A 22,074-nucleotide genomic window follows, 5' to 3' on the forward strand; every position below is an offset into this window, starting at 1 on the left:
CCCTTCGGTGGCTTTTGGGCTTAGATGTCAGTCAATATAGCTGTAAAAACAGAGATTAATAAGCGACTCGTCGGCTGTTTAACTCATCAAAGATGCTGGCGGCGATGGCCTCGGGGGCGGCCATAGAAAATATCTGCACATCGCCTGACAATAGATATGCCTCAAAACGCTGGCTGAATTTCGCGATTTCGCTTTCTCTTTTCAGGCCAAAGCCCCGCTGTAGCTGGCGCTCGACAATGCAGTTAACCGCCTGCTGATAATCGCGGGACGGCATCAGCAGCACCGAGGTGCCGCTTTCTGCGACTCGTTTTCTGTTTCGCGCGACGATGTCGGGGCGGATATCGGTTGCCAGAAATCCTGAGGAAAGGATAAAGACGCTATCAGCTTCGGCTTCTTCCAGCAGCGCCTCCAGCAGTTTTGCATTCTCCAGGAGATAGCTTTCATAGCCGTTAAGGGCGATAAATTCGCGGATGTTCAGGATTCGCTCACAGAACTCGTCGTCGAGATCGACTTTCGCATAGCCGAGGCGAGCCGCCAGAAATTTACCCACGGTACTTTTGCCCGCGCCGCCGGGGCCAATCAGAAAAACAAAATCTGCCATCTGCCTTCTCGCTTATTTATCCTCTCCCTGAATGCTATTGGATAAAAGAAAGGGGCACAATGTGCCCCTTTTCAGAATGTGGACAAAGAACGATTATTACTGGTTAACCGGCACAACCGCGCCGTGGTATTTCTCTTTGATCCAGTCCTGAATCTCTTTAGAGTGCAGGACTTTTACCAGTTCTACGACGTCATGTTTCTTCACGTCGGCGCTGTGCACGGTGATGATATTGGCGTACGGGTTGCCTTCGGTGCTTTCAACCGCAATCGGATCTTTGATTGGGTTCAGGCCAGCGTCCAGCGCGTAGTTGGCGTTGATAACAACCGCGTCGCCTTCGTCATTGGCATACATCTGCGGCAGCAGGGCGGCTTCGATATCAGCCTTAAATTGCAGGTGTTTTGGGTTAGTTGCGATATCGGTAATGCGCGCGTTAACCGGCTTGATGCCCGGTTTCAGGGTGATAACGCCTTCGCGCTGGAAGATAGCCAGAATTCGCCCTTCTTCGGCAACCGAGTCACGCATAATGACTTTCCCGTTTTGCGGCAGGTCTTTCAGGCTTTTATATTTCTTTGAATAAATACCAATCGGCTCAACGTGGATTGCCCCGGCGCTGACGAAATCGTAGTTTTTATCGCCTTTATGATCCTGTAATACCGAGTCAAGATACGGCTGATGCTGGAAATAGTTGGCGTCAATTTCACGCTCCGCCAGGGCGGTGTTCGGCAGAATGTAGTCCTGGAAGGTTTTAATCTCCAGGTCGATACCTTCTTTCGCAAGGATTGGCTTCGCCTGCTCCAGAATTTCCGCATGCGGCACGTTAGACGCGCCAACAATCAGCTTTTCTGCCGCATTGGCATGCAGGCTCAGCGCGGTCAGAGAAGCCAGAGCTAACATCATAAATTGTTTTTTCATTATCCCGTCCAGTAGTGATTAATTATAAAAAGCATTGCCGTGGAACTCCGGCAGGCAGATAGCGCGCCTGACTGCCGAAAGATGAATCTCTGCTAGCGCTTATCCAGCAGAGTGGTAATACGGTCGCCGATAAACTGAATAATAAAAACGATGGCCAGTATCATGCCGGTTGCCACTAAGGTGACGTCGTTGTGGTTGCGCTGAAAACCTTCCAGATAGGCGAGGTTGCCGAGGCCGCCCGCGCCGATAACGCCCGCCATTGCGCTGTAGCTGACCAGCGCAATCAGGGTGACGGTAATCCCGGACACCAGCGCCGGAGAGGACTCGGGCAGCAATACGCGGAAGATAAGCGTGTGGGTTTTGGCCCCCATGGAGCGCGTAGCCTCGATAACGCCTTTGTCGACTTCGCGCAGGGCAATTTCAACCAGCCTCGCATAGAAGGGCGCGGCACCCACAATCAGCGCCGGAAGCGCGGCGTTGGTGCCGAGAATAGTGCCGACCAGCGTTTTGGTAAACGGGATCAGCAGCACTATCAGAATGATAAAAGGAATCGAACGGAAGACGTTTACCAGCACCGTGACAACCGAATAAACCAGCCGGTTTTGCAGCAGCTGGCCGCGAGAAGTTAAGAACAGCAGTACGCCGAGTGCGATGCCCAACACCAGCGTCGCCAGCCCGGACCAGGCCGTCATATAAAGGGTTTCGCCGGTTGCGGCCCACAGCTTATCGAGGTTTAAATGCGGGAATAATTGCTCAGGCATGTTGAATAACCTCGATTTCTACCCGCTTTTGATTCAGGTATTGCACAATATTGTCCAGCTGGCTGGCCTCTTCAAAATGGACATAAAGCTCGCCAAACGAGCCGTCCACCGTTTGGGTAATCTTGCCGTGCAGGATATTCAGCGCGAGGTTGAAGTGCTGAATGACTTCGGCAACCACCGGCTGCTGAGCCTGGCCGCCGGGGAAGATAAGCTTCAGGATGCTGCCGCTTAACCCCTGAACCCACTGCGGGTTGAACGGGCTGCCGCCTTCGCCGTGGTGGGAAACCTGGCGGACAAAGGTTTGTGTTATCGGCTGTTGAGGATGAGTGAACACGTCCAGCACCGCGCCTTCTTCGACGATTTTGCCGTTTTCCATTACCGCGACGCGCTGGCAAATTTTGCGTACTACGTGCATTTCATGAGTGATAAGTACGATGGTTAATTTGAGCTGGCGATTGATGTCGAGCAGCAGGTCGAGGATGGCGTCGGTGGTTTGTGGATCTAATGCGGATGTTGCTTCATCGCACAGCAAAACCTCCGGATTATTAGCCAGCGCACGGGCAATGCCGACGCGCTGTTTCTGGCCGCCGCTGAGCTGGGAAGGGTAGGCGCCTTCTCGTCCTTCCAGGCCAACCAGCTTGACCAGTTCGCCAACGCGTTGCTTAATCTGGCGTTTATTCACCCCGGCAATTTGCATCGGGAAGGCAATATTCTCAGCCACCGTGCGCGACCACAGTAAATTAAAATGCTGAAACACCATGCTGACTTTTAAACGCGCCTGGCGAAGCGCTTCGCTGCTGGCGTTGGCGATATCCTGACCGGCAATAAAAATAGAACCGGAAGAGGGCGCTTCGAGGCCGTTTAATAACCTTATTAAGGTGCTCTTACCCGCGCCGCTATAGCCGATAATGCCGTAAATCTGGCCTTTTTCGACAGTGAGGCTAATATTTTCCACGGCTTTAATATCGCCGTTTTTCCCGGCAAATATTTTCGACACGCCCGATAGAACGATCATTATTACCTTTCCTTAACTGCTTAAAACTTCCGCCTTCCGGCAGCATAATCCGCTGTGAATGGCCGATGGTGGGCTTTGTCCTGCGAGCTTAATCGCCGTTGTTTAGCCGATACTACCTGCTAACGTGCTATGCCAGAAGAATATAAAAAACATGAGTTATAGCGATAAGGCATATAGCAATGCCGGGCAGTTTCTGAACTGCATTATCTGGATTTTCTTTAGCAAATAATCAGCGTTGCTTATATTGAGTTTGGATATTTATTATTCTCTGGCTAATTAATTTACTTTAAGGTCTGTGTCTGGTTTTTTTATTTAAAAAAGTCTATTTAATAGCCGAATATCTGAGACGAATTAAAAATTCTCCCCGCAGGATTAACAAAGCGTGAAGCGCGATCGGGAAATATTTTGCCAGCCGCGCTATGTTGTCGCGCGTTGTGTACGGAGAATGTCTGAGCATGTATGAGTTCAATTTAGTGCTGCTGCTTTTGCAGCAAATGTGTGTGTTTCTGGTGATTGCCTGGCTGATGAGTAAAACCCGCCTGTTTATCCCGCTGATGCAGGTAACCGTGCGCCTGCCGCACAAGCTGCTGTGTTACATCACTTTCTCCGTTTTCTGCATTATGGGTACCTATTTTGGCCTGCACATTGAAGGCTCGATTGCCAACACTCGCGCCATCGGGGCGGTGATGGGCGGCCTGCTCGGAGGCCCGGTCGTCGGCGGGCTGGTGGGCCTTACCGGCGGGCTTCACCGCTATTCTTTGGGCGGAATGACGGCGCTTAGCTGCATGATTTCGACCATCGCCGAAGGCTTAATCGGCGGACTGATCCACAGCTATTTAATCAAACGAGGCCGTACCGACAAATTGTTCAGCCCGCTGATGGCAGGGGCGGTGACCTTTGTTGCCGAGCTGGTGCAGATGCTGATCATCTTGCTGATTGCCCGGCCGTTTGAAGACGCGCTGCACCTGGTTGAAAGCATTGCTGCCCCGATGATGGTGACCAATACGCTCGGCGCGGCGATGTTTATGCGCATCCTGCTGGATAAGCGCGCGATGTTTGAGAAATACACCTCGGCTTTTTCCGCCACCGCGCTAAAAGTAGCGGCTTCTACGGAAGGTATTCTGCGCCAGGGCTTTAACGAGCAGAACAGCATGAAGGTGGCGCAGGTGCTGCTTCAGGAGCTGGATATCAGCGCCGTCGCGATTACCGACCGCGAGAAGCTGCTGGCTTTTACCGGCACCGGGGATGACCACCACCTGCCGGGGAAACCTATCTCGTCGGGCTACACCTGGCGGGCGATTGAGAATAACGAAGTGGTTTATGCCGACGGTAACGCGCTGCCGTACAGCTGTTCTCTGCATCCTCACTGCAAGCTGGGCTCAACGCTGGTTATCCCACTTCGCGGCGAGAACCAGCGGGTCATCGGCACGATTAAACTTTACGAGGCGCGCAACCGGCTGTTCAGTTCAATCAACCGAACCCTTGGCGAAGGGATTGCGCAGTTGCTGTCGGCGCAGATCCTCGCCGGTAAATACGAGCAGCAGAAGGCGCTGCTGGCGCAGTCGGAGATAAAGCTGCTCCACGCCCAGGTAAACCCGCACTTCCTGTTTAATGCCCTGAATACGCTGAAGGCGGTTATCCGCAATGACAGCGATAAGGCCGGGCAGCTGGTGCAATATTTATCGACTTTCTTCCGCAAGAACCTCAAGCGCCCGTCGGAGATTGTCACGCTGTCCGATGAAATTGAACACGTTAACGCCTATCTGCAAATCGAGCTGGCGCGGTTCCAGTCGCAGCTTAAGGTTGAATTACAGGTGCCGGAGGCGTTTGTCCATCAGCACTTGCCCGCTTTTACGCTGCAACCGATTGTGGAAAATGCGATTAAACACGGCACGTCTCAGCTGTTAAGCACAGGCGTTATCACAATTAGCGCCCGCAGCGAGGGGGACAATGTCTTTGTGGACATAGAAGACAATGCCGGGCTGTACCGGCCGAAAATCAACGGTAACGGGTTAGGCATGAATCTGGTGGACAAGCGCCTGCGGGCGCGATTTGGCGACGATTATGGCATCGCCGTAAGTTGCGATCCTGACCGTTTTACGCGCGTCACGCTGCGGCTGCCAGCGGGGGAATTTGTATGTTAAGAGTGCTGATTGTTGACGATGAGCCGCTGGCGCGTGAGAACCTGCGCCTCCTGCTACAGGATGACGGCGACATTGAAATTATTGGTGAATGCTCCAACGCGATTGAAGCGATTGGTGCGGTAAACAAACTGCGCCCGGACGTGCTGTTTCTTGATATTCAGATGCCGCGTATCAGCGGCCTGGAAATGGTCGGCATGCTCGATGAGCGGCACCGCCCGCGCATCGTCTTCCTCACGGCTTTTGATAAGTATGCGGTGCAGGCTTTTGAAGAGCGTGCCTTTGACTATCTGCTGAAGCCGATTGAGGCTCCGCGATTACAAAAAACGCTGGCGCGACTGCATCAGGAGCACGAAGCGCAGGACGTTTCTGGCCTGCCTGAAAGCCAGCAGCCGCTGAAGTTTATCCCGTGCAGCGGGCATAGCCGCATCTGGCTGTTGCAGATGGAGGAAGTGGCCTACGTCAGTAGCCGGATGAGCGGGGTGTACGTCACCAGCCGGGACGGCAAAGAAGGGTTTACCGAGCTGACGCTGCGCACGCTTGAAGGCCGCACGCCGCTGCTGCGCTGCCACCGGCAGTATCTGGTGAATATGAATTATCTTCAGGAGATCCGCCTGGAGGATAACAGCCAGGCGGAATTGCTGCTGCGCGACGGGCGTACCGTGCCGGTCAGCCGGCGCTATTTAAAATCGTTGAAAGAGGCGGTGGGGCTGTAAGTCAGCCCTGGCGTAAACCGGCAAAAGCCTCGCGGATCTCGGCTTCCGGCAATGCTATTCCAATAAACACCAGCGTGCTGCCCGGCGTTTCGTCCGGCTGCCATTCACGGTCCCAGTCTGCGCTGTAAAGCCGCTGTACACCCTGAAACAGCAGGCGGCACGGCTGGTCTTCAATCCACAGCATGCCTTTATAGCGCAGCAGATTGTCGGCAAAGCCGGAAAGCAGTTTTTCCATCACCGAGGAAACCGCCGCCAGCGCTACCGGGTAGTCGAGCGTGACCACAATCGAAGAGACAGGATTTTGCTGCTGCGCAATGTGGTGGAAGCGAGGCTTTGCCGCCACAACATTTTCTTCCAGCATAAAACCGCGGGTATCAAACAGCAGGCCCAGTTCAATATCGCCGTGGACTACCGGGTAAACCGGGGCGCGTGCGTTGATGCGTTGCAGGCGCTCGATGAGTTCGCTGCAATCCCCGGCAACGTCGGTTTTAGTCAGCAGGATACGGTCCGCGTAGCCAATCTGGGATTGAGCAAGCTGGAACTGGTCGAGCTGCGATGTGGCGTGAACCGCATCGACCAGGGTGATAACGCCGTCGAGCAGGTAGCGCTCGCAGATAATTTCATGGGAGAAAAACGCCTGAAGAATAGGGCCGGGATCCGCCATGCCGGTGCATTCGACGATCAGGCGGTCAAACTGCACCTCGCCTTTATCCAGGCTGTCGAGCAGGTCAAGCAGGGCGTCTTCCAGCTCGCTTGAGCGGGTGCAGCAGATACAGCCGTTGCTCAGCGTGGTAATGCGGGTGGCGCGGTCGCCAATCAGCTGGCTGTCGATGGGAACTTCGCCAAATTCATTCTCAATAACGGCAATCTTGCTCTCCTGCTGGTGATGCAGAATGTGGCGTAACAGGGTGGTTTTCCCCGCGCCGAGAAAGCCGGTTAAAACAGTCACTGCAATCGGTGTCATAACATTATTCCTTAACAGCAGCGCATTCCGCCTTTTCCATCTCCGCCGTAGCGCGCCTGCTGGCGCTCGCGGAAGAATTCTTTATAGCTCATGGCCGGTTTGTCCGGGTGGTTGGTCTGCATATGCAAAACGTAGGTGTCGTAGTCCGGAATGCCGACAAGCATCCGGGCCGCCTGGCCGAGGTATTTTTTTGCTGCGCCTAAGTTATCGAACATCCGTCGCTCCTTAAGAAATTTAGCCGCTATGCGGCAGGAGAAAGCCCCGCGTGGGCGGGGCAGTCAGATGAAACGATCAGTGGCCGGATGAGAGTTTAACGCCTTCCTTCGGCACCGGCTGATAAGGGGTTTCTTTATCAGTGCGAAGCTCGGTCTGGCGCGCTTCTTTCCACGCTTTGATACCGTAGAAGATAATGCTGTACACCACAACCAGGAACAGAATACTCAGACCCGCATTGGTGTAATTGTTGACGACGATATGGTTCATATTCGCAATCTCCTGAGCGGTCAGGTCTGCACCGCCGGCGCTGATACGCGCCTTATACTGGTTGGCCATAAAGAAGAAGCCTTCCATTTGCGGGTTGCTGCTGAACAGCTTCAGGCCGAGCGCCCAGGTGGTGCAAATAAGCAGCCAGACGGCAGGCACCACGGTAACCCAGATGTATTTGGTGCGCTTCATCTTCACCAGCACCACGGTTGCCAGCACCAGCGCTACGGCGGCCAGCATCTGGTTGGAGATGCCGAACAGCGGCCACAGGCTTTTCACCCCGCCGAGAGGATCGACCACGCCTTGATACAGCAGGTAACCCCAGAGCCCAACGCACCCGGCCGTGCCGACAATACCTGCGACCAGCGAGTCGGTCTTTTTCAGGAACGGAATAAAGTTGCCCAGCAGATCCTGTAGCATAAAGCGCCCGGAACGCGTACCGGCATCCAGCGCGGTAAGGATAAACAGCGCTTCGAACAGAATACCGAAGTGATACCAGAAGCCCATATCTGCAACCGGCACAATCTTGTGGAACACATGGGCGATACCTACGGCCAGAGTTGGCGCGCCGCCAGCGCGGTTAAGCACCGAAGGTTCACCAATATCTTTGGCCGTTTGCAGGATCTGTTCCGGGGAAATAACGAAGCCCCATGAACTTACCGTCGCCGCCGCGTGGGCGGTCACATCCTTCAATTGCGCCAGAATCATCGGCGCATTCTCTCCGCCCAGCTCATGCAGGTTTGGCATGGTAATGCCAAGGCCCGCTGGCGGCGTGTTCATGGCGAAGTAGAGGCCTGGTTCGATGATGGAGGCGGCAACCAGCGCCATCACCGCAACGAAGGACTCCATCAGCATTGCGCCGTAGCCGATAAAGCGGGCATCGGTTTCACAGGCCAGCAATTTTGGCGTTGTCCCGGAGGCGATAAGCGCGTGGAAGCCGGAGACGGCCCCGCAGGCAATCGTAATAAACAGGAACGGGAACAGCGCCCCTTTCCACAGCGGGCCGGTGCCGTCCACATATTGGGTGATGGCCGGCATTTTCAGTTCAGGGTTGAGAATAACGATACCGATGGCCAGGCCGACGATAACCCCGATTTTAAGGAAGGTCGCCAGATAGTCGCGTGGAGCGAGGATCAGCCACACCGGCAGCAGGGCAGAAACGAAAGCGTAGCCAATCAGGGTAAAGGTAATGGTGGTGTCTTTAAAGGTCAGCGCCGGGCCCCAGTACGGGTCATGGGCAATCACGCCGCCAAAGTAAATCGAGGCGATAAGCAAAATAACGCCGATGACCGAGACTTCGCCAACCCGCCCGGGCCGGATAAAGCGCATATAGATGCCCATAAACAGGGCAATCGGCACCGTCGAGCAAACGGTAAAGACCCCCCACGGGCTTTCTGCCAGGGCTTTAACCACGATAAGCGCCAGCACGGCAAGGATGATTATCATTATAAGGAAGCAGCCGAACAGGGCGATTGTGCCCGGCACCGGACCCATTTCCTCTTTGATCATCTCGCCAAGGGAAGCGCCATTACGACGCGACGAGATAAACAGCACCATAAAGTCCTGTACCGCACCCGCCAGCACTACGCCCGCCAGCAGCCAAAGCACGCCGGGTAAGTAGCCCATTTGCGCGGCCAATACCGGGCCAACCAGCGGCCCCGCACCGGCTATCGCGGCAAAGTGATGGCCGAACAGCACGTTGCGGTTGGTGGGAACATAGTTCAGACCGTCATTGTTAATAACCGCAGGCGTCGCGCGCGTAGGGTCAAGCTTCATCACCTTTTGCGCAATATAGAGGCTGTAATAGCGGTAGGCGACGAGGTAGACCGAAACCGAAGCCACGACTATCCACAGGGCGCTGATGTGTTCCCCTCTTCTCAGGGCAACCACTGCCAGGCAGCAGGCCCCGATTATCCCCAGAATCACCCAGGGTATGTGTTTGAGAAATTTATTTTTATTCATAATAATTCCGTTTGTCAGAATACTTTCGTAATACCTGTCTCTGTATTACTGAACCTGGTTTTTGTCACAAAGGAGCATGAATTTATGCCGTATATAGCCTGACGCCGTTTCTTGCCCGGCGGGAGAAAGAGTGGCTGAGCGGTCATATGCGAAGATAAGCGGTTGCCGGATGGGCTAAGCGGTTTTGCCGCGGCGCTAACTTGCTGAAAGTTGTGATTTAGATCTCACGGATGCCCATGCAAAGGGAAAAAACAGCGATTCAACGGTCCGATTGCGGTTCATGGCGGCGGACAATGTTTGATTGAAATCAATTAAAACTGAATAAATACATTGCTTTACCTTTCTATACTCCCCGGGCTTTGACCTTCCCCCAGGGGGAAGGTGTAACGTCTGCGCCAGTTATTTATGCACACTGACTCCAGGGGAATAATGATGAAAATGCGTACCATAACGGCGCTTGTGGCGCTGATGCTGAGCGGTTCGGCTTTGGCGGCTACGTCTGAAGGCGATGCGTTTCTGGCCCGCCACGGGCTGGAAGGCAAAAACGTTGAGCAACTGGTTGAAGCTATTGATGGCTCCACGCAGGCTCGCCCGCTTGCCTATAGCGCGGGCATAACCAGCGGAGCTTTAGTCCTGTCGGACGAGAAGCAGCGGGTGAGCTACCCGCTGGGGGATAAATTCTATCTTTCGTTTGCGCCTTACCTTCAGCAAACCCATCCCTGCTTTAACCACAGCCTTTCCGGCTGCCAGGGGGAGCTTGCCAACACGGCGTTTGAGGTGAACATCACCGATAAAGCAGGGAAGGTGGTTTTGCATAAAACGCTAACCAGCCATCAAAACGGTTTTGTTGGCGTGTGGCTGCCGCGTAATACCGAAGGCACGATAAACGTCAGCTACCAGGGGCGCTCGGCCAGCTCGCCTTTTGCTACCTATGACGGCAGCCAGACCTGCATGACCACTCTGCAACTAAAACAGGCGTAATTTACCCGGCCGCCCGGCTCTCCGGTTACATTATGGATAGTCCGGCGGCTCATTTCTGAAAATAAGCAGGCAGGCTTCATTAAAACTCGCCAGGCCGAGCCGCTGGTATAGCTCAATACGCCTGCGATACAGACTTTTAAGCGAAGTATTTAATTTCAACGCCGCCTGTTCCATCGGCACACCCAATCTGAGTAGCCGCATCATCGCCCGTTCTTCGCCGCTAAGGCGCATCTCGCGAAACCACTCTTTTGCCGCAACTTCAGGCTTTATCCGGCGTAATTGGGTCAATATTGCTTCTATCTCCCGATACGGTATCGACATATCCAGGCTCTGTTTTAGCCTTAGTGGAGGGATTTCGCTGTGGCGCATATCGAGAATAATGCAGCGAATACGCGCCCCGGTTTTGTCCGCGCTAATAACAATATTCTGCCAAAAAAAAAGCGGCAGGCGGCTATCAACCAGCAGCGAGTATTCCTGGTATCCGCTGCTAAAAATCCTTCTGTCTACGGTTCGTAACTGAAGCGTTTCCGGCAAACAGTTTTTTATGCCCTGAAAAAGATAGTAATCCTGAGTGACTAAAAGTGTCGCATTCACCACGGCTCATCCTGTTAATATCCGATCAACAAAAACGGCTATCCATAGCGGAAGAAGAGCCGCAGCTTTCTTTCCGGCATTTAGATATTTCATTGAAAATGAGTTAACTAACCTTTTTGTTAGTTAGCCTGCCACCAAAACACGACGTTGAATAAGATATTAATAACGCTTTGTGCATTTTTTATGATTATCCATGTGGCGAATTATAAATTAAATGAATGGAGAAAGAAGTGGGCTAATAAAAAATTAAGAATCTTTGCCAGGAAACTTCCTGAATGGCACAGGGAAAACCACCAGACAATGGATTTTTTCCATTTCATGGGTTTTCATTTTTTTGTTTTTTTATTTGTTAATCATTATGTTATAGGGTTTTATTTTATCTGGAAATAACCGTTGCAGAGTATTCTTAAAAGCACCGCAACCGCCTTTTTGACGTATTCACAAAACGGCTAACGGTACTTTATTATTCTCGTCGGTCATATCGGGTGGCCAGGCGAATGTATTTTAATTCTCCGTTTTAACGTAAGGGTGAAGCTACTCAAAAACACACGCATCGCAATAATCCGCGATAAAATCCATCGCGTGGATCTAATGTGCACATTTTCCATTAGTAGCTGATTTAACGCTACGGAAAGCGCGTACTCATTCATAACGGAATATAGAATAGATATTTATGGCACAACGACTGAATATCAATAAGTTATTCTTTTGTCATGGCGCAGAGCTGGCGTTATTGCTGGGCTTAATAGGGCTATTTCCCGCTCAGAGTTTCGGCGGTGAGTCCGCCTATGAGCAGCAGGTGATGCTGGTCCGTAGCGGGAATTATCAGCCGCTGCTGGATACATTAAAACGACAGCAAATGCAGGGGGGGCTTAGCGACGAAAAGGTTGCCGACTGGCTGCAGGTGGCTTCCTGGGCCGGGCGGGATGAAGAAGTGGTTAGCGTCTGGCAGCGTTACCAGCAGCGGGTTTCAATTCCCGCCCGGGGCATAGCTTCTGCCGCCCGGTCATACCGCAACCTGCGGCGCTGGACGGAGTCGCTTGCGCTCTGGGAACAGGCGCTACGCCTTGCTCCGGCAAATATTGACTACCGCATCGGGCGGATAAAAACGCTTGCCGACGGGCAGCAGGAATGGCCCGCGCTGTTTGAAGCTCAGCGGCTGGGAGCGCTCGCGCCTGAAGATCTCGCGGCGCTGCGTACCCTGGCCGATGCTTTAAGCGTTAACCGAATTAGCGCTCCCGCTTTGGAACTTGCGGGCAGGGCAAATCTCACTCCCGCAGAGCGGCGCAGGCTGGAAATAGATGCCGCCTCAGAGCTGGTGCGCTTTGCGGATATTATTCCTCGCGAAGAAAAAGAACGCTTTGCCGTCGCACAACAAGCGCTGGACCGCTACGACGTGTTTTTTGCCCGCTGGCGCAACGACCCGCAGGCCGCCAGAGACCTTGTTCGCGCCCGCATAGACAGGCTTGGCGCGCTGTATGCACACAACTATTACCCGCAGGTCACCGCTGAATATGAATCGCTGGCTTCAGATAAGGCGGATGTTCCCGACTGGGCGCTGCGCTGGGTGGTGGACGCTTATCTGGCGCAAAGAAGGCTGGAGCCGGCCGTAGCTCTGTCGCCCCAGGCTGCACGGCCTTTGCCGGATGAAAGCGAACACGCGATGTTTTATGCCCTGCTGGACAGCGGCCAGTATCTGGCTGCCAGGCGCTATGTGGAGAGCATCACCGGCAGCGCGCCGTATGTTGTTTACATCGCAGGCTCGCCCACGCCCCAGCCTAACGACGCCTGGCTGGAGGGTAAAACGCTCTCTCTGCAATATCTTCTGGCAACACATGCGCTGCCGGAGGCGGAAAAGCTCGCCTGTCACCTGGCGACGACCGGGCCTGGCAACCAGGGGCTACGAACAGGTTACGCTGAAGCGTTGCAGATGCGGGGATTGCCGCAGGCCGCCGAACGAGAACTGAAGGCTGCGGAGGTTCTGGAACCGTCTAACCTGGAGCTTGAGCGGCAGCAGGCTTATGTCGCGCAGGATCTTCACGAATGGCGGCAGATGAGCCTGCTGACCGACGACGTGCTGACCAGAGCGCCGCTGGATCCTGACTCCCGGCTGCTTAGCCGCGCCCTGGACGTTCACCGAATGTCCGAGTTACGCCTCAGCGGCAATCAGGGCATTACCTCCGATACGCCGATAAGCGGCGCTCACGACTTTAGCTGGGATGCGGCAATTTACGGCCCGCCGCTGGCGGATGACTGGCGGCTGTTCGGCGGCAACCGCTTTAACAGCGGGCGCTTTGAAGAGGGGAAAGGGCTGAACCGCAGCGTATTTGGCGGCATTGAGTGGCGGCCCCGGGCCAGCTGGGCCGAGTTTGAACTGGCAAATAACCATTTTAACGGCGGCAATAAACCCGGTGCGAGGCTTGCGGCGTGGCACAGCTTCAGCGACAGCTGGAGAGCGGGCGGCGGCATTGAACGCCTGGCACGCAGCACGCCGCTGCGGGCGTTACGCAACGGCATCAGCTCAAACCAGGCCAATATTTGGCTGCGCTGGTATCAGAATGAACGCAGGGAATACCAGCTCATCGCCACCGCCAGCCGGTTTACCGACCATAACTTCCGTCAGGAATATAGCCTCGAGGGAAAAGAGCGCGTCTGGCAAAGGCCGGGGCTGACGCTCGACTTGCTGCCCGGTTTTTCCTTCGGCGCTAACAGCCGCGCCAACACGGTTTACTACAGCCCGAAATGGGATTTCTCTGCGGCACCGACGCTCTCCGCAGACCACGTCATGTACCGGCGCTACGACACCGTCTGGAGCCAGCAATTTACCGCGAGCGCGGGCGTTTATCGGCAGAAAAGCTACGGCTCAGGCGCCACTACCTCGTTCGGCTACGGCCAGCGGATCGAATGGAACAACGTTCTCGACACCGGCGTGATGCTGAACTGGGAAAAGCGCCCCTACGACGGCAGGCGCGAAAGCAATCTCGCCGTGGCCTTTGACGCGAATTTAAGATTTTAAGGACAAGCATGCTGACCAACAGTTTCCGAATCAGCCTTATCGTTATCGGCTGGTTATTTACCCTTTCTGGTTTGTGCGCTCAGGAAATTCATTTTCTGCCCCCGCGGGACAGGCCGCAGCCCGAAGCCAGCAAACCCTGGCCGAAGAACAATTTTCTGGTGCTGGCTTACCACGACGTGGAGGATAGCGACCCCGATCAGCGTTATCTGGCGGTGCGCACCAGCGCGCTAAACGAGCAAATAATCTGGCTGCTGCATAACGGCTACAGCGCGGTAAGCGTGCAGGATATTCTGAACGCGCATGACGGCGGTAAGCCGCTGCCGCCGAAGGCTTTTTTGCTTACTTTTGATGACGGTTACAGCAGCTTTTATACCCGCGTCTGGCCGCTGCTTAAGGCCTACAATGTTCCCGCGCTCTGGGCACCCGTGGGCAGTTGGGTCGGCACACCGCAGGGGAAGCCGGTCGATTTTGGCGGGCTGAAAACGCCGCGCGAAAAATTTGCCACCTGGGAAATGGTGCGGGAGCTGAGTGAATCGCCGCTGGTGGAAATTGGCTCCCATACCTGGGCATCTCATTTTGGCGTGCTGGCTAACCCGCAGGGCAGCCGCGAACCGGCTATCGCCAACCGGGCCTGGGACAAAGCAACCGGCCAATATGAGGACGACGAGCAGTTTACCCGTCGCATTGATGACGACGTGAGCCGCATCAGCGCCAAACTGGAGCAGGTAAGCGGGAAAGCGCCTCGGGCCTGGGTCTGGCCCTACGGTGCCGCAAACGGCACTTCGTTAAGCGTAATAAAAAAACACGGCTACCGGCTGGCGTTCACGCTTAACGATGGCCTGGCTAACGTTCGCGATCTGGACAATATTCCCCGGCTGCTTATCTCCGGCAACCCTTCGCTCAAGGCCTTTGCCAGCACGGTGACTCGCATTCAGGAAACCGAGCCGGTGCGGGTGATGCATGTTGATTTGGACTACGTCTACGACAGCGATCCCGCCCAGCAAACGAAGAATATCGATGCGCTGGTGCAGCGCGTCTACGACATGAAGATTAGCCATGTGTTCCTGCAGGCGTTTTCCGACCCGGCCGGAGACGGCAATATTAAGTCGCTCTATTTTCCAAACCGCTGGCTGCCGGTGCGCGCCGACCTGTTTAACTTCGTCTCCTGGCAGCTACAGACAAGAGGCGGGGTGAAGGTTTATGCCTGGCTGCCGGTACTCTCGTTTGATTTAAATGCTTCTCTGCCGAGGGTTGAGCGCTGGGATACAGCAACCCGGCAGTCGCGCCGAGCTCACAGCCCTTATCTGCGCCTTTCGCCGTGGAATAAACAGGTTCGCAGCCAGATTGCCGACCTTTATCAGGACCTTTCCCGGTATGCGACCTTCGACGGCATTCTGTTTCATGACGATGCCCTTCTGACGGACTTTGAGGACTCCGGCCAGGACGCTTTGGCTGCCTATCGCCGTGCCGGTTTTGCACAAAATATTGCCGATATTCACGGCAATACCGCCGAATTTCAGCGCTGGACGCGTTTTAAAAGCCAGACGCTAGTTGGCTTCACGCGCACGCTGACCCAAGCGGTGAAGGACATTCGCGGCCCGCAGATAAAAACCGCCCGCAATATTTTCGCCCTGCCGATTCTTGAGCCGGAGAGCGAGGCCTGGTTTGCGCAGAACTTCGATGATTTCCTTGCCGCCTATGACTGGACGGTGCCGATGGCTATGCCGCTGATGGAGTCCGTTCCGCCTGCGGAAAGTAACGACTGGCTGACGCAGCTTATTCGCCGCGTGGCGGCCAAACCTCAGGCGCTGAATAAAACCATTTTTGAGCTACAGGCCCGGGACTGGGGCAGCAAAGGGCAAAAGGGTGTTGCCGATAAACAGCTGGTGGAGTGGATGCGTCTGTTGCAGCTCAACGGCGTAATGCATTACGGCTATTACCCGGACGATTTCATTAATAATCAGCCGGATATCTCGCGCATCCGGCCTGAATTTTCCTCATGGTGGTACCCAGACAATGACTGACCGGATTATTTCTCTGCTGATCCTGTGCCTGATATTTGGCCTGCCGCTTAGCGTGGCGGCCGTTTTCACCGGCAAAATTCTGCTCGACTTCGTCTTCTTCTGGCCGCTGTTTATGTCGGTATTGTGGATGACCGGCGGGCTCTATTTTTGGTTCCAGCTGGAACGGCACTGGCCCTGGGGGAAGGAGACTCCGCCGCCACGGCTGGAGGGTAACCCGCTGATCTCGATTCTTATTCCTTGCTTTAACGAAGAGAAAAATGCCAGGGAAACCATCGAAGCGGCGCTCAACCAGCGCTATCAAAATATTGAGGTTATCGCCATCAATGATGGTTCGGGGGATAACACTTCCGGCGTGCTTGGGCAGCTGGCGCAAGAGTATCCGCGCTTGCGGGTTATCCATCTGGCAGAAAACCAGGGCAAAGCGGTGGCCTTAAAAGCGGGTGCCGCCGCCGCGCGAGGCGACCTGCTGGTTTGTATCGACGGCGATGCGCTGCTGGAGCGGGATACGGCGGCTTACCTTGCCGCGCCGCTGCTCCAGCATCCACACGTTGGTGCGGTGACCGGCAACCCGCGCATCCGCACGCGCTCCAACCTGATTGGCCGCATCCAGGTTGGAGAGTTTTCTTCGATTATCGGGCTTATCAAGCGCACTCAGCGCATTTATGGCCGGGTGTTCACCGTGTCCGGGGTGATTGCGGCCTTTCGCCGCCAGGCGCTGGCGGACGTCGGCTACTGGAGCACGGATATGATAACTGAGGACATTGATATCAGCTGGAAGCTACAGCTAAGCCACTGGACGATATTCTTCGAGCCGCGGGCGCTGTGCTGGATATTGATGCCGGAAACGCTGCGCGGGCTGTGGAAGCAGAGGCTGCGCTGGGCGCAGGGCGGGGCTGAAGTATTCCTGGTTAATGTTCGTCGGCTATTTCGCTGGGAGCACCGCCGCATGTGGCCGCTGTTTCTTGAGTATGTGTTATCGACGGTGTGGGCGTTCGCCTACGCGATAACCATCCTGCTGTTTATCGCAAGCCTGGTTGCAACGCTACCGCCCAACCTCGTGGTACGCAGCCTGTTTCCCCCCGAGTTTACCGGGCTGCTGCTGGGCGTAATGTGCCTGATGCAGTTTCTCGTCAGCCTGTTTATCGAGCGGCGCTATGAGCGGCGGATAGCCGGTTCGCTGTTCTGGATAATCTGGTTTCCGATGATGTACTGGATGATTGGCCTGGTAACCACCCTGGTGGCATTCCCCAGAGTGATGTTGAAACGCCAGCGTGCAAGGGCGCGCTGGGTAAGCCCTGACCGCGGAAAAGGAAGAACAGAATGAACGCCAATACCCTGATATTAACCGAACACAGAATCGCCCCGCGCCTGTTCGACGGCCTGCTGACGTTTATTGCCTGGGCTGGGTTTGTGTTCTTCGCGTATAAAAACCTGCTGCTGCAAATAATGACGCTGCCCGGCCAGCGCGGGGAGATTATCGTCTCGTCGCTTAATTCGGTGCTGCTTTATTTGTTGCTCGCGGTGGTCAACGGCTGGCTGCTGATCCTTTGGTATCAGTACAGCCTGCGCAGGCATAACGCGCGCTACCATGAAAGTCTCGCGCCGCTGCATCTCCGCGAACTGGCGCAGAGCTTTAACGTCCCGCCGCAGTTGATATCCGAGATGAGCCAGCATAATCAGTTGACGGTTTACCACGACCAGATTGGGCAAATTATTCATTTAAAAAGCAGTGAGCTGGCGGCGGGGCGGGAGAGTCAGCCAATGACCGTATTATGAAATAAAGGGTTGGGGAAAAATGATACCGTCAACGGCAGCCGTTGACGTCACCGGACAGGCATTATGTGTAAATTTACAGAGAAATTTTATTATGATCTTTCAAGTGAGTAATGGATCTTTTCCCGCCGCAATCAGCAACAATCACATTCACAGCATCACCCACCCTGATACCCCACCTGAAATGGGCGCATGGGAAAAAATAGAGGATTTTTTCTGCGAAACGAATAAACCCGAGGCATTGGAGTGTATTCAGAGGATTTATCACCCACCGGGCAGAACGATATGGGAGGATGTAGTCAGCGGGTTTGAACGGCTCAGGGCGCTCGCATATGCCGGGCATAGGGGAAACATTCAGTTCGGCCGACACGGGGAGGGCCACTTTTGTATCCTGGACTCAGGCAGCCGGGAGGTTCTGTCCGTCATCCCTGATAACGCCGGGAAGTATACCGTGAATTGTCAGGGGCACAATGAAACACATAACCTCAGCCTGCGTACAGAATTGAGAGCAGAAGATTATGAAGCTGTCTGGTCAACGTGGGAAATTATTGCTCCACCAGAAGAGTCATACCATCGCGCAATCGTGGTACAGAAAATGCGTGACTGCCTGAATAATGGCAATCCAGAGCTTAACCTGAGCAACTTTGACATCACCTCCTTACCCGACCGTTTACCGCCGGATATGGCAAGGTTGATCCTTGATAATGTACCACTAACCAACCTGCCAGCGTTGCCGTCAGGACTCCAGACTCTGCGGGCCAGCCATAGCGAGCTGGTCAGTCTACCAACGTTACCGTCAGGGCTACAGGAACTGGTTATCAATCATAACGTTCTGATAAGCCTGCCTGAGTTGCCTTCAGGACTCCGGGAACTGATGGTTGATTGCAACACTCTGAGCAGGCTGCCAGCGCTGCCGTCAGGGCTACAGACTCTGTCTGGCAGTCATAACTATCTGAGCATCCTGCCTGCGTTGCCGCCAGGTCTGCAGGAACTGAAGGTCGATGATAACGAAATCACCAGCCTGCCTGAGTTGCCGTCAGGGCTACGGACGTTGTGGGCCAGTTATAACGAGCTGAACTACCTGCCGGTATTGCCGTCAGGGCTACAGGCGCTGACGGTCAATAATAACCTTCTGACCAGCCTGCCTGAAAGCATCGCCGGATTGTCCGGGGATATGTGGATCGACCTGTCAGGGAACCCGCTGTCAGATCGTACGCGTCAGGCCCTGCGGGATATGACCCATGCCCCTAACTATTCTGGCCCCAGAATATATTTCGGTGTGGGCGGCCCTCCCGTTTTCAGGAAACCTCGCCCACTGCATCAGGCCGTCGCTGATTGGCTGGTGCCTGCCAGGGAAGGTGAGCCGCGTCTTGCGGGCAAGTGGCAGGCGTTTGAGCAGCAAGATGATGCGGCCTCCTTCAGCAGTTTTCTGGACCGGCTGAGCGAGACGGAAAACTTCAAAAAAGACTCAGGTTTTAAAACACAGATAGCCTCCTGGCTGGCACAGTTGGTTGAAGATGATGAGCTGAGAGCAAAAACATTTGCCATGGCGACAGAGGCGGCTTCAAGCTGTGAGGATCGGGTTACCCTTGCGCTGAACAAGATGAAGAACGTGCAATTAGTACATAATGCAGAAAAAGGGGAGTTTAACGAGAATCTCCCCGGGCTGGTATCGGTTGGGCGTGAAATGTTCCGGCTGGAGAAACTGGAGCAGATTGCCCGTGAGAAGGTCAAAACGCTGTACTTCGTCGATGAGATCGAGGTCTATCTGGGCTATCAGAATAAACTGAAGCAACCGCTTGAGTTGACCAGCGTGACGGCAGAAATGCGGTTCTTTGGTGTATCCGGCGTGACGGAGTCAGACCTTCAGTCCGCTGAAATTCAGGTAAAAACTGCCGAAAACAGCCAGTTTGCAGAGTGGATATTGCAGTGGGAGCCATTACGCAAGGTACTGGAGCGTACGGAGCCGACAAGCTGGGAAGCACTTTGTGAAAAGAAAATATCAGATTATGAAAACACGTACCGAATTCTGTCTGACACAGAGCTAAAACCGGCAGGTCTGCTCGGCAATACCGATGCTGAGCGTATTATCGGAGCAAGAGCCATGGAAAGTGCGGAAAGGGCATTTCTTGATGGCCTTCACCCTCTGGCGGGCAATATGTTGGGCAGATATCTAAAGCCCAGGTGGTCTTAACTGAGCGCTGGCTGTTTTTTTAAAACAGAAGACGGCGCGGAGCTACCTCCTTCATTAAATGTGAACCGCGCCGGGCGAAGCCTGTGGTCAGCTACAACTAAATCCCCATAAACATCAGCACTTTTGCGTAACGGCCTGCCCGGCGGCTTGAGTTATTCACCTAATCTATATAATACTGTATACGTATACAGTATTTTGAGGTGAGCAATCATGACCGTCCCTTATCCTTATAAACAAGAGCAAATCATCGAGCTGCCGCTTTTTTTAGAGCGGGTTCCGTGCGGCTTTCCCAGTCCTGCCCAGGACTACGTCGAAGAGAGCCTGGACCTGAACAAGCTGGTGGTTAAGCACCCAAGCGCCACCTATTTTGTGAGAGTGAGCGGGGATTCTATGGTTGGGGCAGGCATTGGCGATGGCGACCTGCTGGTTGTAGACCGGTCGCTGAGCGCAGAGCACGGCGATATTGTGGTGGCGGCGGTAGCGGGGGAGTTCACGGTGAAAGAGCTGCAAACCCGGCCTTTGCTCCGGCTGGTGCCGCATAACGCAGACTATGCGCCCATTGAGTTCCTGGCGGAGGAAGAGCTGCAGATCTTCGGCGTTGTTACCTTCACCTTAAAAGCAAACAAACATGTTCGCGCTTGTTGATGTAAACAACTTCTATGCCTCCTGCGAGACGGTATTCAGGCCCGATCTTCAGGGCAAACCGGTTGTCGTTGTCTCAAACAACGACGGATGCATTATTTCGCGGTCGGCAGAGGCAAAGGCGCTGGGTATAAAAATGGCTGCGCCTTACTTTAAAATCAAAGATGATTTGCGCCGCCAGCAGGTGACGGTTTTTAGCTCCAACTATGCGCTTTATGCCGACCTTAGTCATCGGGTAATGTCTATCCTGATGGAGCTGGCTCCCGCCGTAGAAGTGTATTCCATCGATGAGGCTTTTATCGATCTTTCCGGCGTCTCCGGCTGTATTTCGCTTGAAGTGTTTGGCCGCCAGATTCGAACTCAGATATTAAAAAACACCGGGCTGACGGTTGGCGTAGGCATTGCGCCGACCAAAACGCTGGCTAAGGCGGCTAATTACGCGGCTAAAAAATGGCCTAAGACCGGCGGCGTTGTCGATCTTGCTGCCGTAGAACGGCAGCGTAAATTGCTCGCCCGTATTCCCGTGGATGAAGTCTGGGGCGTTGGCCGCCGTATCAGTAAAAAACTGGAACTGATGGGGATTGAAAACGCGCTACAGCTAGCAGAAAGCTCTACCTGGGTTATCCGTAAACACTTCAATGTGGTGCTGGAGCGCACGGTACGCGAGCTGCGCGGTCAGCCCTGCCTGGCGCTGGATGAATTTGCCCCGACCAAACAGCAGATTATTTATAGCCGTTCATTTAGCCATCGGATTACCGAATACGACGATATGCACCAGGCGGTTTGCGCCTATGCCGAGCGCGCGGCGGAGAAACTGCGAGCGGAAAGGCAGTTTTGCTGCATGATCAGCTTATTTATGCGTACCAGCCCGCATGCCGGGAATGAAACCTTCTATGCTCCTCAGGCCACAGGCCGACTGACGACGCCAACTTGTGACTCCCGGGATATTATCCGCATTGCTACTCAGGCGCTTAACCACATCTGGAAAGACGGCTTCCGTTATATGAAAGCCGGAGTGATGCTGAGTGATTTCTACAGTCAGGGCGTCGCGCAGCTCGGCCTGTTCGATGAATATCAGCCGCAGGCCAACAGCAGCGCATTAATGCAGGTTATCGACAGCATTAATCATTCCGGCCGGGGCAGCATTGGGTTCGCCGGGAAGGGTATTCAGAAAAGCTGGGAAATGAAGCGCAGAATGCTGTCGCCGGGTTACACCACTCGTTATACCGACCTGCCTTTGGTGAAATAGTGACAGAAAATCCGGTCGCTCGGCCGGAAATTAACTCCCTTCGAGC

General features: G+C 54.4%; 18 protein-coding genes. 10 read left to right on the forward strand and 8 right to left on the reverse strand.

All coding sequences use genetic code 11. The features are described 5' to 3' along the window. Nucleotides 1-55: 55 nt before the first annotated feature. From HMPREF0201_RS08785 to HMPREF0201_RS08800, 4 genes are all read right to left on the reverse strand, one after another. Complete coding sequence (locus HMPREF0201_RS08785; RefSeq protein ID WP_016536226.1) at nt 56-601, reverse strand: shikimate kinase; 546 nt, start codon at nt 599-601, stop codon at nt 56-58. 96 nt (nt 602-697) lie between these two features. Further along, nucleotides 698-1,513: a MetQ/NlpA family ABC transporter substrate-binding protein gene (locus tag HMPREF0201_RS08790; RefSeq protein WP_016536227.1), complete on the reverse strand. Its 816-nt coding sequence runs from the start codon at nt 1,511-1,513 to the stop codon at nt 698-700. Between the two features lie 92 nt (nt 1,514-1,605). Continuing rightward, nucleotides 1,606-2,274: a methionine ABC transporter permease gene (locus HMPREF0201_RS08795; RefSeq protein ID WP_016536228.1), complete on the reverse strand. Its 669-nt coding sequence runs from the start codon at nt 2,272-2,274 to the stop codon at nt 1,606-1,608. Beyond that, complete coding sequence (locus HMPREF0201_RS08800; RefSeq protein ID WP_016536229.1) at nt 2,267-3,289, reverse strand: methionine ABC transporter ATP-binding protein; 1,023 nt, start codon at nt 3,287-3,289, stop codon at nt 2,267-2,269. Before HMPREF0201_RS08800 ends, HMPREF0201_RS08795 begins: the two co-directional genes overlap by 8 nt. 455 nt (nt 3,290-3,744) lie before the next feature. Here HMPREF0201_RS08800 and HMPREF0201_RS08805 point away from each other — a divergent pair, with 455 nt between their 5' ends. Further along, nucleotides 3,745-5,433, forward strand: coding sequence for a sensor histidine kinase (locus HMPREF0201_RS08805; protein WP_039898178.1), 1,689 nt, complete (start codon nt 3,745-3,747; stop codon nt 5,431-5,433). Continuing rightward, entirely contained in the window at nt 5,427-6,146 is a 720-nt protein-coding gene (gene btsR / locus HMPREF0201_RS08810; RefSeq protein ID WP_016536231.1) for a two-component system response regulator BtsR, read from the forward strand. Before HMPREF0201_RS08805 ends, btsR begins: the two co-directional genes overlap by 7 nt. Nucleotide 6,147: 1 nt before the next feature. On the opposite strand, the gene yjiA is transcribed toward btsR, so the two are convergent. The 3 genes from yjiA to HMPREF0201_RS08825 form a co-directional block, all read right to left on the reverse strand. Continuing rightward, entirely contained in the window at nt 6,148-7,110 is a 963-nt protein-coding gene (yjiA, locus tag HMPREF0201_RS08815) for a GTPase (RefSeq protein WP_016536232.1), read from the reverse strand. A gap of 11 nt (nt 7,111-7,121) precedes the next feature. Continuing rightward, nucleotides 7,122-7,325, reverse strand: coding sequence for a YbdD/YjiX family protein (locus tag HMPREF0201_RS08820; protein WP_016536233.1), 204 nt, complete (start codon nt 7,323-7,325; stop codon nt 7,122-7,124). 76 nt (nt 7,326-7,401) lie between these two features. Then, nucleotides 7,402-9,555: a carbon starvation CstA family protein gene (locus tag HMPREF0201_RS08825; protein ID WP_016536234.1), complete on the reverse strand. Its 2,154-nt coding sequence runs from the start codon at nt 9,553-9,555 to the stop codon at nt 7,402-7,404. A gap of 432 nt (nt 9,556-9,987) precedes the next feature. On the opposite strand from HMPREF0201_RS08825, the gene cueP reads away from it, so the two are divergent. Next, on the forward strand, nt 9,988-10,536 hold the full coding sequence (cueP, locus tag HMPREF0201_RS08830) for a copper-binding periplasmic metallochaperone CueP (RefSeq protein WP_083478382.1): 549 nt from the start codon (nt 9,988-9,990) through the stop codon (nt 10,534-10,536). A 30-nt stretch (nt 10,537-10,566) separates the two neighbouring features. Here cueP and HMPREF0201_RS08835 read toward each other — a convergent pair whose 3' ends face one another. Beyond that, the gene (locus tag HMPREF0201_RS08835; protein WP_016536236.1) at nt 10,567-11,133 is read right to left on the reverse strand and encodes a hypothetical protein; all 567 of its coding nucleotides are present in this window, start codon (nt 11,131-11,133) and stop codon (nt 10,567-10,569) included. A 670-nt stretch (nt 11,134-11,803) separates the two neighbouring features. Between HMPREF0201_RS08835 and pgaA the strand changes: the two genes are divergently transcribed. The 7 genes from pgaA (at nt 11,804) to umuC (ending at nt 22,028) form a co-directional block, all read left to right on the forward strand. Continuing rightward, entirely contained in the window at nt 11,804-14,146 is a 2,343-nt protein-coding gene (gene pgaA / locus HMPREF0201_RS08845) for a poly-beta-1,6 N-acetyl-D-glucosamine export porin PgaA (RefSeq protein ID WP_016536239.1), read from the forward strand. A gap of 8 nt (nt 14,147-14,154) precedes the next feature. Further along, nucleotides 14,155-16,170 carry a poly-beta-1,6-N-acetyl-D-glucosamine N-deacetylase PgaB gene (gene pgaB / locus HMPREF0201_RS08850; protein ID WP_016536240.1) on the forward strand — a complete coding sequence of 672 codons (2,016 nt, stop codon included), beginning with the start codon at nt 14,155-14,157 and terminating at the stop codon, nt 16,168-16,170. Then, on the forward strand, nt 16,163-17,494 hold the full coding sequence (gene pgaC / locus HMPREF0201_RS08855; protein ID WP_016536241.1) for a poly-beta-1,6-N-acetyl-D-glucosamine synthase: 1,332 nt from the start codon (nt 16,163-16,165) through the stop codon (nt 17,492-17,494). The genes pgaB and pgaC overlap by 8 nt, the downstream gene beginning before the upstream one ends. After that, a complete protein-coding gene (gene pgaD, locus HMPREF0201_RS08860; protein WP_016536242.1) occupies nt 17,491-17,946 on the forward strand; it encodes a poly-beta-1,6-N-acetyl-D-glucosamine biosynthesis protein PgaD in 456 nt (151 codons plus the stop codon). The genes pgaC and pgaD overlap by 4 nt, the downstream gene beginning before the upstream one ends. A 91-nt stretch (nt 17,947-18,037) precedes the next feature. Further along, the gene (locus tag HMPREF0201_RS08865) at nt 18,038-20,137 is read left to right on the forward strand and encodes an NEL-type E3 ubiquitin ligase domain-containing protein (protein ID WP_039898184.1); all 2,100 of its coding nucleotides are present in this window, start codon (nt 18,038-18,040) and stop codon (nt 20,135-20,137) included. Nucleotides 20,138-20,347: 210 nt separating this feature from the next. Next, nucleotides 20,348-20,782 carry a translesion error-prone DNA polymerase V autoproteolytic subunit gene (gene umuD, locus HMPREF0201_RS08870; RefSeq protein ID WP_016536244.1) on the forward strand — a complete coding sequence of 145 codons (435 nt, stop codon included), beginning with the start codon at nt 20,348-20,350 and terminating at the stop codon, nt 20,780-20,782. Continuing rightward, nucleotides 20,766-22,028 (forward strand): translesion error-prone DNA polymerase V subunit UmuC, encoded by a 1,263-nt coding sequence (gene umuC / locus HMPREF0201_RS08875; RefSeq protein WP_016536245.1) that lies wholly within the window; start codon nt 20,766-20,768, stop codon nt 22,026-22,028. Before umuD ends, umuC begins: the two co-directional genes overlap by 17 nt. Nucleotides 22,029-22,074: the final 46 nt, after the last annotated feature.

Origin of the sequence: Cedecea davisae DSM 4568, assembly GCF_000412335.2 — a bacterium.
GTDB classification, from domain to species: Bacteria; Pseudomonadota; Gammaproteobacteria; order Enterobacterales; family Enterobacteriaceae; genus Cedecea; species Cedecea davisae.

Excerpts from the sequence above, each read along its gene's own strand:
- HMPREF0201_RS08785 (WP_016536226.1), bottom strand. The coding sequence starts at position 601 with ATGGCAGATTTTGTTTTTCTGATTGGCCCCGGCGGCGCGGGCAAAAGT.
- HMPREF0201_RS08790 (WP_016536227.1), bottom strand. The coding sequence starts at position 1,513 with ATGAAAAAACAATTTATGATGTTAGCTCTGGCTTCTCTGACCGCGCTG.
- HMPREF0201_RS08795 (WP_016536228.1), bottom strand. The coding sequence starts at position 2,274 with ATGCCTGAGCAATTATTCCCGCATTTAAACCTCGATAAGCTGTGGGCC.
- HMPREF0201_RS08800 (WP_016536229.1), bottom strand. The coding sequence starts at position 3,289 with ATGATCGTTCTATCGGGCGTGTCGAAAATATTTGCCGGGAAAAACGGC.
- HMPREF0201_RS08805 (WP_039898178.1), top strand. The coding sequence starts at position 3,745 with ATGTATGAGTTCAATTTAGTGCTGCTGCTTTTGCAGCAAATGTGTGTG.
- btsR (WP_016536231.1), top strand. The coding sequence starts at position 5,427 with ATGTTAAGAGTGCTGATTGTTGACGATGAGCCGCTGGCGCGTGAGAAC.
- yjiA (WP_016536232.1), bottom strand. The coding sequence starts at position 7,110 with ATGACACCGATTGCAGTGACTGTTTTAACCGGCTTTCTCGGCGCGGGG.
- HMPREF0201_RS08820 (WP_016536233.1), bottom strand. The coding sequence starts at position 7,325 with ATGTTCGATAACTTAGGCGCAGCAAAAAAATACCTCGGCCAGGCGGCC.
- HMPREF0201_RS08825 (WP_016536234.1), bottom strand. The coding sequence starts at position 9,555 with ATGAATAAAAATAAATTTCTCAAACACATACCCTGGGTGATTCTGGGG.
- cueP (WP_083478382.1), top strand. The coding sequence starts at position 9,988 with ATGAAAATGCGTACCATAACGGCGCTTGTGGCGCTGATGCTGAGCGGT.
- pgaA (WP_016536239.1), top strand. The coding sequence starts at position 11,804 with ATGGCACAACGACTGAATATCAATAAGTTATTCTTTTGTCATGGCGCA.
- pgaB (WP_016536240.1), top strand. The coding sequence starts at position 14,155 with ATGCTGACCAACAGTTTCCGAATCAGCCTTATCGTTATCGGCTGGTTA.
- pgaC (WP_016536241.1), top strand. The coding sequence starts at position 16,163 with ATGACTGACCGGATTATTTCTCTGCTGATCCTGTGCCTGATATTTGGC.
- pgaD (WP_016536242.1), top strand. The coding sequence starts at position 17,491 with ATGAACGCCAATACCCTGATATTAACCGAACACAGAATCGCCCCGCGC.
- HMPREF0201_RS08865 (WP_039898184.1), top strand. The coding sequence starts at position 18,038 with ATGATCTTTCAAGTGAGTAATGGATCTTTTCCCGCCGCAATCAGCAAC.
- umuD (WP_016536244.1), top strand. The coding sequence starts at position 20,348 with ATGACCGTCCCTTATCCTTATAAACAAGAGCAAATCATCGAGCTGCCG.
- umuC (WP_016536245.1), top strand. The coding sequence starts at position 20,766 with ATGTTCGCGCTTGTTGATGTAAACAACTTCTATGCCTCCTGCGAGACG.